This is a genomic window from Deltaproteobacteria bacterium, from assembly GCA_019309045.1.
In the GTDB taxonomy this organism is placed as follows: domain Bacteria; phylum Desulfobacterota; class Syntrophobacteria; order BM002; family BM002; genus JAFDGZ01.
In genome coordinates this window covers 1-12,351 of sequence record JAFDGZ010000083.1, presented here as the reverse complement: position 1 = coordinate 12,351, position 12,351 = coordinate 1, and the positions used below count along the sequence as shown (strand labels likewise).

General features: G+C 48.9%; 7 protein-coding genes and 1 riboswitch. Of the genes, 4 read left to right on the top strand and 3 right to left on the bottom strand.

Features of this window, described 5'->3' with window-relative positions; all coding sequences use genetic code 11:
* Positions 1 to 456: 456 nt before the first annotated feature.
* Both JRI89_14325 and JRI89_14320 read left to right on the top strand, forming a co-directional pair.
* Entirely contained in the window at positions 457 to 1,521 is a 1,065-nt protein-coding gene (locus JRI89_14325) for a PAS domain S-box protein (GenBank protein ID MBW2072417.1), read from the top strand.
* Between the two features lie 379 nt (positions 1,522 to 1,900).
* Positions 1,901 to 4,441 (top strand): PAS domain S-box protein, encoded by a 2,541-nt coding sequence (locus tag JRI89_14320; GenBank protein MBW2072416.1) that lies wholly within the window; start codon positions 1,901 to 1,903, stop codon positions 4,439 to 4,441.
* Positions 4,442 to 4,477: 36 nt separating this feature from the next.
* Here JRI89_14320 and JRI89_14315 read toward each other — a convergent pair whose 3' ends face one another.
* From JRI89_14315 to JRI89_14305, 3 genes are read right to left on the bottom strand one after another with little or no spacing between them, the layout of a single operon-like run.
* Entirely contained in the window at positions 4,478 to 5,638 is a 1,161-nt protein-coding gene (locus tag JRI89_14315; GenBank protein ID MBW2072415.1) for a response regulator, read from the bottom strand.
* A complete protein-coding gene (locus tag JRI89_14310) occupies positions 5,631 to 6,845 on the bottom strand; it encodes an HDOD domain-containing protein (GenBank protein MBW2072414.1) in 1,215 nt (404 codons plus the stop codon). The genes JRI89_14315 and JRI89_14310 overlap by 8 nt, the downstream gene beginning before the upstream one ends.
* Before the next feature lie 21 nt (positions 6,846 to 6,866).
* Entirely contained in the window at positions 6,867 to 9,296 is a 2,430-nt protein-coding gene (locus JRI89_14305; protein MBW2072413.1) for a PAS domain S-box protein, read from the bottom strand.
* A 672-nt stretch (positions 9,297 to 9,968) separates the two neighbouring features.
* Between JRI89_14305 and JRI89_14300 the strand changes: the two genes are divergently transcribed.
* Complete coding sequence (locus tag JRI89_14300) at positions 9,969 to 10,514, top strand: response regulator (protein ID MBW2072412.1); 546 nt, start codon at positions 9,969 to 9,971, stop codon at positions 10,512 to 10,514.
* 221 nt (positions 10,515 to 10,735) lie between these two features.
* On the top strand, positions 10,736 to 11,887 hold the full coding sequence (locus tag JRI89_14295; protein MBW2072411.1) for a SpoIIE family protein phosphatase: 1,152 nt from the start codon (positions 10,736 to 10,738) through the stop codon (positions 11,885 to 11,887).
* A 126-nt stretch (positions 11,888 to 12,013) separates the two neighbouring features.
* Positions 12,014 to 12,137, top strand: a riboswitch (TPP riboswitch).
* Positions 12,138 to 12,351 lie beyond the last annotated feature (214 nt).

Below are 12,351 nucleotides of genomic sequence, written 5' to 3'. Positions count from 1 at the left end.
CTGAGACCCACTAGTATTCTCAAAATGATGGTGAGGTCTAAAATAGACAGGCTGCTGGCGCCCAAATCCACTTGATAAGCAACGAGAAGCAATAGACCAATCCCTCCTTTTTCAAGCAAGCGGTAGATAAGATATCATTTGTCCTAACTTTCTATCATTACACCTCAACTTTATCTAGGTTGCTTTTTTTGGAAAAAGAAAGGACAGTCCTTGGTATTTTCTGGCAAAACCTTTTATTCCAGCGACTTGAACAAAACTGCCAGAGTGCGATTGATGAAGTAGGGTGCTAAAGGCGATAAGTGTCATTTTTTCTTGCATAAATACAAACTTCGAGTTATACTCCCTGCACATCTAGGCGCCGAACAACCACGCAAAACCATTGTCATTTCTCTGCGACTACTGAGTACCATACGCCTCGAAGTTAGCCACCGTGTGCTGTCAATGGAGAAGAAACTGGTGGAAAACTTGAATAAGACCGGGAAACAACCCTTAAAAGAACTCGCCTCTTTAGAGGACCTCGCTGCTGAATTCGACGTCTGGAAAGCGAACCTGACGAAAATTGAGGTGCTTGTTCAGAAAATCCGCTCCAGGTTAGAGCGTTATATTGAACAGTGCGCCGAGCAATCCCTCCCTGGGTTGGAGCGGCTGGAGCACCAGCAAAATGACCTCAAGGGACTTCAAGCAGACTTGAGAGCAAACGAGAGGAAATTCGAGACCCTTTTTGACCACATTCCAACATTCTCTTTTGTGATCGATCGAAACCATCGCCGCGTAGCTTACAACCAGGCATCACCTCGTAAATTCAGAAAGGAGATCGGCACAAAAACTCTTGATTTACAATGCGTCGACAAACCCACCAGGGAGTTCTGGCACCATGTGGAAGAACAAGTGATCAACTCCGGTTGTGCTACTTGGTATGTTGAACGAGTGCATACCGAGAGTGGGAAAACTCTTTATTACGAAAACCGAATTGCACCCATCATAGATGCTGATGGCCGTGTTGCTATGCTGGTTGGCATTGCCTCAGATATTACTGAACGCAGGCAAGTGGAAGAAGCTCTTTTGGCAAAAGAAAAGAAGCTCAGGGAACAAGCTCGCGCTCTCCAGGATGCCAACACTGCTCTAGAGGTCTTACTCCGTCATGGCGAGGAGAAAAGCGAGAGACTGCAGAAAAGCGTCCAAATTAGTGTGCAAATGCTGGTCTTGCCATACTTGGAAAAACTGAAGGATACGGAACTTACAACGGAACAGAAGGCGTACGTAAATATAGCGATGTCGCACCTTTCTGAAATTACTTCTCAATTTGTCAGTAGACTGTCTTCCAAGTCTTTTGGCCTCACTCCGAGAGAACTCCAGGTGGCCAGTCTCGTGAGAAACGGCAAAGACAGTGCGGCTATTGCAGATATACTTTGCATTTCGGAAGATACCGTGTCTTTTCACCGCAAAAAGATCAGATCCAAGCTTGGACTCAAGAAAAAAAACGTGAATTTAACCACCTACCTCTCAACCTTGGCGCAATAAATAACTGCGTATGTTCGGCTTATTCTAAAGCGGACGGTGAAAGGCAGGTAAGACCTACCATTAAACCACCTGTATTTTCCTCAGTACTTGTGGCAAGATTACAATACCATTGGGACCTGCGTCGGGGCAGTTTGACTCCCAGTCGACAGCTAAAGCCTTGCCGTGGCATAAGCTGCTCGATTGGTAATCTCAGCGAGTTGCAAGGCCGAAGAGAGGCTTTGGGTCAGTCTGGAGACTGACGATATGCTCTCCCGAGTGGAAAGGCGCCTGTTCCCTGGAATCGTACCTTAAGCGCACTCGCCTCCGCCCAATATTCAATGGAACAATGAGTGGCAAGTGACACACACCTGCAGTGGCACCTGCATGGAAAGGCTGCCAGATGAAAGACAGCACCAATATTGAAAAACAATTCCTGGACAAACACGCCTCGCAGCGCCGGCGACCAGCCGAGCAGGGCTCTACAGAAGAACTCCAGCAAAAGCATGGTGGACTCACATTGGAATCTGCCCAACTAGCTGAGAGCATCGTGGAGACTATACGTGAACCTCTCCTGGTACTCGATGTAAATCTTCGAGTGATCTTTGCCAACAAAGCTTTTTACCAAGCATTCAAGCTGACTGCCGGTGACAGCCTTGGAAAACTCATCTATGAACTGGGCAACCGGGAGTGGGACATCCCTGCGCTACGCCAACTGCTAGAAAAGATACTGCCGGGAAACACCTCTTTTGAGGACCTTGAGGTCAAACAGGCCTTCGAGACTATCGGGCCACGTACCATGCTGTTAAGTGCCCGCCGACTTTATAAAAAAGCCAATAAGACGGAAATGATTCTGTTAGCAATCCAGGACGTGACCGAACGGAGAGCGAACGAAGAAAAAATTGAGCACCTGAACCGCGTGCTTGCAGCCATCCGCCAAGTGAATCAGCTTATTGTCAAGGAAAAAAACCTTGACAGATTGCTCCAAGGCATCTGCAGCAGCCTCATTGAGACTCGCGGCTATCACAACGCCTGGATTGCTCTACTGGATGAATCCTCTCAGCTGGTGGCAACAGCTGAGGCGGGACAGAGTAAGACCTTTCAGTCGCTGGCAAAAAGACTAGCACAAGGCCATGTTGTTCCCTGCATCCGCAGGGCTTTTTCGTCCTCTGAGGTTGTGATTACAGAAGATGTAGTACAAGAGTGCAACCACTGCCCTCTAGCCGACTCCTATCGGGGTAGAGGAGCGCTAACTGTCCGGCTGAATCACCAAGGACACCTTTACGGCTTCTTGTGTGTTTCCGCCCCCAAAGAACTTCTCCAAAATGTAGAAGAGCGAAATCTCTTTCAAGAGGTTGCTGATGACATTGCTTTCGCCCTCCATACCTTGGAACTGGAGAAAGTTCGGCAGAGAACAGAAAAATCGAACGCCCTGTTGGCCGCTGCTGTAGAGGAGGCTGCTGAGTCTATTGTCATTACCGACAGCACAGGTACGATTGAGTATGTCAACCCGGCATTCGAACGCATAACCGGCTATGCACGTGAGGAGGTTATTGGTGAAAACCCCCGAATACTCAAGAGTGGTAAGCATGGTGAGCAGTTCTACAAAGAAATGTGGGATGTGCTCACCAGTGGTATGGATTGGCACGGACACTTCATAAACAAGAAGAAGGATGGCAGCCTCTACGAGGAGGATGCAACAATCTCCCCTATCAAGAATGCCTCTGGCGAAATCACCCACTATGTGGGGGTCAAACGTGACGTGACGCACGAGGTCGCACTGGAAAAGCAGCTTCGGCAGGCGCAAAAGATGGAGGCTATAGGTACGCTTGCTGGCGGCATCGCCCACGACTTTAATAATATTCTTTCGGCCATTTTAGGCTACACCGAAATGGCATTACTGAGTGCAGAAGAAGGCAGTGGCTTGCAAGCAGATTTGCATGAAGTGCGAAATGCAGGACTTAGGGCCCGGGATCTCGTAAACCAGATCCTTCTCTTTAGTCGCCAGAGAGAAGAAGAGAAAAGGCCTGTAAAGGTCACTCCTCTTGTGAAAGAGGTTATCAAGTTTCTCCGGGCCACCTTGCCTGTGACAATTGAGATCCGTCAACAGATTGAAGCAAGCCTGGATACAGTGTTCGCAGATCCAACCCAGATCCACCAGGTGCTGATGAATCTTTGCACCAATGCCAGCCATGCCATGGGTGAAGAGAGAGGCGTGTTGGAAGTGCGTCTGACCAATGTGGATCTGGATGCTACATCTACAAGCAAATACCCAGGCGTGGAACCCGGGCCATATTTGCACCTGGCGGTAAGCGACACCGGCCATGGAATGCCACCGGAGGTTTTGCAGCGGATTTTCGAGCCCTATTTCACTACCAAAGAAAAAGGGGAAGGAACCGGTTTAGGGTTGGCAGTAGTACACGGAATTGTAACGAGTCTCGGTGGGGTTATTGAGGTCTCCAGTGAACCGGGAAAGGGTAGCTCCTTCGACATCTATCTGCCGACAATGAAGGGAGGGGAAAAACCGGAGGCAGACAGAATTGAACCTATCCCCACCGGCAACGAACGTATCCTTTTTATTGATGATGAGGAAGTATTGGCCAGGTTGGGCAAGGAGATGCTGGAACATCTTGGTTATGAAGTGACCATCAGAACAAGTGGTCTGGAGGCCCTCGAGTTGTTTCGAGCTCGACCCGGCGACTTTGACCTGGTTATCGCAGATACAACTATGCCCCAGATAACGGGAGACCAACTGGCGACAGAACTTGGCCAGATCAGAAGTGACATTGGCATCATCCTCTGCACCGGCTTCAGCGACGTGTTTACGCGGCGGAGAGCCAGACCTGCCAATGTTCGGGCCGTTGTCAGAAAACCTCTCCTCATGCGCGAAATAGCCAGGGCCATTCGAAGCGTTCTGGACCAACCATTGGAAGATGTGACGTGAGACATGTCACCGCCTATTTCACTGTACTGTTGTGCTTCAACCATCCTTTTGTTTGCAAGCAACCGGCACGAAGACCTGAAACGGTTCTTTAATACCGCTTCTCTGAGCAACGTTTTTCAGACGTTCAATAAGAGGTTGAGTTACTGTGTGACCTCGGCCTATCAATAAACGCCCGTCCAGACTCCGGAGTTCCTCAGCCATCAACATGCCCTCTTTGAGCTCCGCCAGAGTAATACTCCGGCTCTCGTAACCGCGCTCAATCTTGATCACCCGATCCAAAGCCTGCAAGATCGCCGGGTCATACCAACCCGGACGCGCTCTCAGTTGACGGAGTGCCTCCGTTTTTTCAATGCCGGCCGCTTCCAGAAGGTCAAAATCCAGAACAACCTTGAGGATTCTTGCCCCCAGGGGTATTGCCTCAGCCTTGAGCCCGTTGTCTGGACTGCCACTGCCATCAAAGTGCTTTTCCTGATAAGCCACGACCTCGGCAATTTCTTCCATCCTGGGAATCTTCCGGATCAGGTCCGATGCAACTGAGGGATGAGTTACAAATAGTTGCCTTTCGTCATCACTCAATTGTTTACCTTGGTAGAGCTTTCTTAGCGTCTCTTCCGGCAAGGTGATGCAGCCGATCTGTGAAAGCATTGCGGCGGTCTCGAGTTGCCAGGAATCCTCAACTCTTAGCTCTACCGCCACCTCCTTGACATAACGGCTTATTCTCGAAGCTCGACCAAATGCCTCCGGATTGAGAAGGGCAAGAACCTCAGTAAGAACTCTTATGCTGCCATGGAGGGTTTTCTCCAGGAGATCCCGTTCAGCATGAATGAGCCGGTACTGCCTGACTCCTGCATTAATTGCATCAACCAGGCCCTCTGGCGTACATGGTTTGGTCAATAAGCGAAAAATATTGCCAGCATTCACTGCTTCGATGGCAGTATCAATATCGGCGTATCCGGTTAACATCATGCGGACACTATCGGGAGCAATCTCCTTTGCCCTGGATAGAAATTGCACGCCATCCATTACTGGCATTCTAAAATCGCTCACAATTACCGAATACGGTCCCTGTTCGGCAACTTTCTTCAGGCCTTCACTGCCGTTGGAAGCAGTATCTACTTTGAACAGCTTGCGCAACTGCCGTTGATAACCGGCCAGAACGTTCACTTCATCATCCACGAAAAGGATCTTATCACTCATTAGCCTTCACTTCTCCAATAATTTGACTGCATTTACTCCGCCACTCTGGAATTCGCTCGAGCAAGCCGATCTGCTCGAGATACCCAGTATCAATGTAGCTGCTTTTCTTGGTTGTCGCTGATGCGTTATCGTGTTCGAAACAGTTGGCAACATGTACTGTCACCAGGGGATGAAAGCCTTCCACCAGAGACTTGCCTGGGAAGTGATGGAAAGCGATTGCCTCGACAATGGAGGCAGGCAAGCCCCACAGTTGTACCAGGTATGCCCCCGCCTTTTCATGAGTTGTACCGAGAACTTTGTTCTCTACCTCACACGGTTGACAGTCGCCATGCTCTATCCGGCTTTTGATCTCCCCGTATTCAGCTGGGAAATTTACCCCAAGCACCAGTTTGCCCACATCGTGAAGCAGCCCCGCGGTAAAGGCATTGTCGACTGCGCTCTGGTCGTCGCTTTCGGTTTTGGCAATGGTTCTTGCCATAACTCCGGTGGCTAGGCTATGACTCCAGAGCGTATTGAGAAAGTTCTCGGGAAGACCTTTGCCGTCAAATCGGGAAAAGACCTGCACCGCTAGCACAAGGTCCTTTACCGTCTCAACTCCCAGCAGGGTCACCGCTTGGGCGGGACTGGAAATCTCGCGACGCAGTCCGAAGAAAGCTGAGTTTACCAGTTGGAGAATCTTAGCGGTCATGCCGGGATCCCTGGAAATAATGTCTCCAATCCCCCGCACCGATGCATCTGGTGACTGCAAATGTTCCACAAGCTCCAAGTAGAGAGAAGGAAGGCTGGGAAGTGAGTCCAACCGAGAGATCGCCTCTCTGAGACCATTGTCGTTTAAGAAATTGCATAGGGCAGTCGCCCGGCCGACGGTGGCTTTTAGTGTTTCTGCATCACAGGGTTTGGATAGGTACTGATGGGCGTGCTTCACAGACCTCAGTACCATCTCCTGAGCTGAATGACCGGAGAGCACAATACGGACTGTTCCGGGATAGTGCTTCGCTACTTCGTCCAACAGCTGGGCCCCGTCCATCTCCGGCATCCGCATGTCTGAGACCAATACATCAAACGGTGTCTTGCTCAGAATGTCCAGTGCTTCCCTGCCGCTCGTTGCAAACGCCATATCCCATTCGTGACGCATGGTTCTGAGCATTCTCTGAAGAGCCTGGAGCACTCTCGGTTCGTCGTCTACAAATAGAATGCGTTTTTTCATTTTCCACCTCTCCTGAGGCAACTACTTCTCGAGCGGAAGCCTGATGGTGAAGGTGGTACCCTTGCCTACCCTTGACTCGCAGGAAATGGTGCCCCCATGTTTGTCAACAATGACAGAATGGGCGATCGCCAAACCCTGGCCTGTTCCTTTGCCTACTTCCTTGGTGGTAAAAAATGGATCGAAGATTTTCGACTTGATCTCTTCAGGAATACCGGTTCCGGTGTCTTTGATGGCCACCTCACACCACGGTCCTTTGCGCCTCGTAGTGAAAGTGATGCATCCCTTTTTTCCCGTATCCTTGCCGACCGAGTCGGCAATGGCGTGGGCGGCGTTGATGATAATGTTGAGTATTACCTGGTTGAACTCATTGGGCAAGCATGGAACCGGTGGCAATGTCGGATCGAATTCTGTTGTTACCTCAGCCACATACTTCCATTCGTTCCGTGCTATAGTGATGGTGCTTTCAATTGCTTTATTCACATCTATATAGGTTTTTTCCGTTGAACCGGGGTGTGAGAATTCCTTCATCGCCTGTACGATTTTGGCCACTCGTTCCACACCTTCGAGGCTCTGCGCGATGGCTTTTGGAACTTCTTCCAGCAGGTAATCCACATCTATTTCAACAGCTGCGGCCTTTATATCTTGCACTGTCTTGTCCACGGGCTCGCCTTTGTTGATCTGCTCTATCAGCTCATGGTGCTTCGCCAGCAGCATACCTAAGTCGTCAAAGGCCTCCTCCAGGAAACGTATATTATCACCCACATACTGGGTAGGGGTGTTGATCTCATGCGCAATGCCCGCAGCCAGCTGGCCAATAGATTCCAGTTTTTGTGCTTGAGCGAGCTGACTTTCCAGTTGGCGGCGGTCGGTAATATCCCTAGCCAAGATAAGGATACCTTCATGTCGGTTGTTTGCTCCGGTTATTGGATTGAGGGACATCCGCAGAAAACCTACCCTGCCGTCTTTCCTGGTGAATTCAATGTCGTTCAGCTGAATAGCTGTTTTTTCATTGCGGCATCTTAAAAGGTTGTCACCCACCTTCTGCCATTGCCATTGGATGGTGCACTGGTCCAGTCGCCGGCCGAGAACCTCTTGTGCTTCGCTACCGAAGACCTCCTCTGCCGCCTTGTTCCAACGGCTGATTCGATTTTCCCTATCAATGCTAATAAGAATAGAAGATATAGAAGCGATCAGCTGCTCCATTTCCGCATGAGCGGCTCTCAGTTCTCTCTCCGCCCTTTTTACTGCAGTTATGTCTCTGGCAACATGTACACTTCCGATCAGTTTGCCTCCTGGATCATGCAGGGGAGACGTACTGACAAGAAAATTACGGCCGCACCGTTCTCCCACCACTTCTCGCACATGATCCTTCCCGTCCATCAGGGTTCGATGGTGGGGACAGCCCGGGATTGGTTCGTCAGTCTGATGCACCGCCTTGTAGCAAAGTAAATCTACTGCCTCTTCTGGTTTGATTCGCAGCACATCGGCCATGGCTTTGTTCACGCGTTTAATGCGAAATTCTTTATCGACTATCATGATAAGATCTGGCACAGCATCGAATGTTCTCTCCCATTCTTCTTTGGCGAGAGCGACAGCATTTTCGGCAATCTTGTGATCCGTGATGTCGAAAAAGACACCACTAATATGCTCAATTCTTCCGGTGTTATCACACAGTATCTGCCCCCTGTCCTCTATCCACACAATGCGCCCTGTTTTGGTCTTGATGCGATATTCTCGCACAAAAGATTTGCTGTTCTTCATTGCCCTGACAAGGCAGTCTCTCGCAGCTGGCAGGTCTTTCTCCAGTATTATGTCGGACCATTTTAGTCGGTTGGAATTGAACTCACCGCGGCTGTACCCGGTGAGCCCCTCGACCCTGTCATCAATGAAGTGGACAGACCAGTCCGGATAGCCTTTATATACAAAGCCAGGTAGAGCTTTTAGCAATAGAGCATATTCCTTTTCTTTCTCACGCAGATCAACTTCTGTTTTTTCCAGAGTATGCTGCGTACTCTTCAAAAGCTTGGTTCGTTCTTGAATCAACTGTTCCAGTCTTTGGCGATGGGCTCGGTTTTCGATCTCCAGTTTTCTGCGGCGCATAGCGTTGGCAACATTAATTGCCACTGATCTGGGGTCAAATGGTTTGACGATGTAGCCATAGATCCCCAGCTCCAAAGCCTCTTCAGTAAAGGTACGCTCGTCCATTACAGAAACAATGATTACTGCAGTATCGGGATGATTTGCCTGAATATAGCGCGTGAGATCCAAGCCGGTTTCACCTGGCATGTTCACGTCAGTGAGGACCAGTTCGAATTGTTCGTCCTGGAGGCGTGCGCGAGCTTCTGCTGCATTCGCTGCCTGAGTGCAGCAGTATCCTTCATTTTTTTCCAGGATTCTCTGCAGCAAACGACGGATCGGCTCTTCATCATCCACTATCAGTATATTCACCATTTCGGGCACCTCATTTGACTTCTTTTGTTGACAAAATAGGATTAGTTTTCCAGTTGCAGCTCATCAAGAAAGCGTGTTTTTGCCAAATTATCCAGCAAAACATCATTCAAGAATAATGCCAATTACCCACATAATATTATATAGATACTCTAGTTCGGATATTTCATGAATTGGCGTTGCGAGACCGTCAAGATGGGCGTCCCACCGAAATACCGTCCCGCACTGTCCCCGGACAGGACTAAAGAGGTACTTGAACAGTACGTGGGCAGAGTTCGAGACGCGAAGATGACCGGAAGGATAACCATATCCACGGCCGCAGTCACTCCAAGGGGTGATTCATAAGACATCGTTGCTAGCTTAGCCACTTGCCAGCATACAAATCTGGGGGATATTTCACTGGCCACTGGCATTCCCGCTGCCACGTCGCTTAATGGCCCGTACAGGCACAAATTGGAAAGACACTAATGTAAAAGTCAATAAAGACCCTCAAAAAGTCAGAAAATGAGAGCCTCCGAGGCGGGATGTATAAAGGCATGATCTTTGCTTAACGGACTAGTGTCCGAAGAAATTTTCAGGAGGTATTGAGCTTCAAAAACTAATTCTGGGGACTATCGCAGTTAGAAGTCTGAGAGAAACCTTTTCAGCTGCGCCATCAACAGGAGAAAGGAAAAGATGAGTCACAAAGTTCTCATTGTTGACGACGAACCTCATGTTACCGAAGGGTTGAAACGTGTGCTCCGCAAGGAGCCATATGAGATCCTCACTGCCAGTTCCGCCAACCAGGCTCTGAGCATTCTCGATCGTGAAGCCATTGATGTTGTCATCTCTGACGATAAGATGCCAGGTATGTCAGGATCGGAATTGCTCAGCATTGTTTCTCTAGATTATCCTGATACCATCAGGATCATGTTAACTGGACACGCAAGTCTTGATGCCGCAATGCAAGCTATCAACGAAGGGCAAATTTACCGTTTTTTTTCAAAACCCTGGAATGATGTTGATCTCGCAGTAACAATCCGTCAGGCACTGCAGCAGAAAAAACTCAAAGCTGAAAATAAGTTGCTTTTAAAAACCGTAAGACGTCAGTCTATATTTCTCAAAAACCTGGAAAAAGAATATCCTGGTATTACTGCGGTTGAGACTGACGACAGTGGAACAATCATCATAGATGATGACGATGGAGAAGATTACGGCAAATTACTTGATCACATCAAATAAATAACAAACAGAATCTTCTTCATAATTTGTGTTTACCTTGAAAGAGAAAAGCCTTTTTAGAATTAATAAGTATCAGAGCAACTGTATGTTGTCTGCTTGCGCCAACATGGGAAAAGAGTAGAAGATGAAATCTCTACTACACCTTGCAGTATGCTTCAAGAGCCAACGCAGTACCTTTCAACTTTGATCAATCTTTCGATGAACTGCCAGTAACTGAAAAAATGATGGCAAATAGGGTCCTTCTGGTAGATGATGACGCTGACATACTTGCCGCAATTAAGCGCAAGTTCAGAAAGCAATTTCACATCGACACAGCATTAAGTGGCAAAGAAGGCCTGAAGCTTGTCGCAGCGAATGGACCCTACGATGTTATTGTCTCTGACTTTCAGATGCCCGAAATGCATGGGATAGAGTTTTTTTCCCGCGTGAAGAAAATTGCTCCTCATACCATTCGCATAATGCTCACAGGACATGCTGATCTACCAGCAGTTATCCAGGCAATCAATGATGGAAATGTTTTCAGGTTTCTCCTTAAGCCGTGCCCTACGAATGCATTAGCTGAAGCCATAACCAAAGGCATTGAACAATATGAAGAGATCGTCACTCACCACAACTATATAAACAGGACGCGCACTTCTCTAGCCCTCGCCAGAGAAGTCCAGAATGATCTTATGCCAAGAACCGCTCCTCTAGTAAAAGGGTTTGATATTGCAATGCGAAGCATCTCCTGTGAGGAAACGGGTGGAGACTACTATGATTTTCTGACTGGTGACGAAACCTGGCAGGAAAAGGTTGCAGTTGTCATAGGCGATGTCTCGGGCCACGGCATAGCCTCAACGATTCTGATGGCTACGGCACGAGCTTTCCTCCGGCAACGCTTTGCCACCGGCGGAACCGCCGAGGACATTGTTTCCGATGTAAACCGGCACCTGACGCTTGATGTTAATGACTCAGGGCAATTTATGACCCTGTTTTATCTCATGCTCGACCGGCCAAACAGAACTCTGCATTGGGTACGTGCCGGACATGACCCGGCCATCTTGTATGATCCAGAAAAGGCAGGCTTCGAGGAACTCTCCGGAGATGGCATTGCGCTTGGCGTAGATGCCCAGTGGCAGTACAAAGAAAATACAAGGTCCGGTTTGAAAGAGGGACAAATCATCATACTGGGTACTGATGGAATATGGGAGGCCCGTGACTGCAAGGGCAGGATGTTCGGGAAGAATTCCATTTATGAAATCATTGGCGAAAACACTGGTGCTGGTGCCGAAGAGATCCTGGAGGCCATTTTTGAAAAGCTGCATCGTTTCCGAGGAGGACGACCGTTAGAAGACGACGCCACCTTGGTAATAATCAAAGTTACGGCCTCCTGAGCAGAGGCAGCATATCCCTCATTTGATATTTCTTTGCTTGTGAAAATTATCTTCTTGACCTGCAAGCTGGAGAAAGGATAGAGTTTAGATGGCCCCAAGAAATCTCATCGGAAAGTCGCCGAGAGTGTAAACTGTTAGGGGTGTTGAAGGGTAGCTTGAAAGAGAACCCTGAGACTGAGAGTCGCGAAAGTGACAACCCTCAGAACCTGACCTGGATAATACCAGCGTAGGAAAGCAGGAAGAAGCTCAAGGGGAAAGAAGATGAAGGTTACTTGGGGTCACCCCTTTTTTGAGGCAAGCTCGCCTTTCCATCGCAAGGGGATCATGGGCGTCACATTCATGGTGCCCTTTCAGGCCCAACCTTTACGGTAGACGAACTATTTCCTGCGGCCGAACCTTACATCAGTCCTGCTGGGGCCACTCCGCCTCCTTTTCCTCCACCAGATAGCAGAAGCGATTCCACT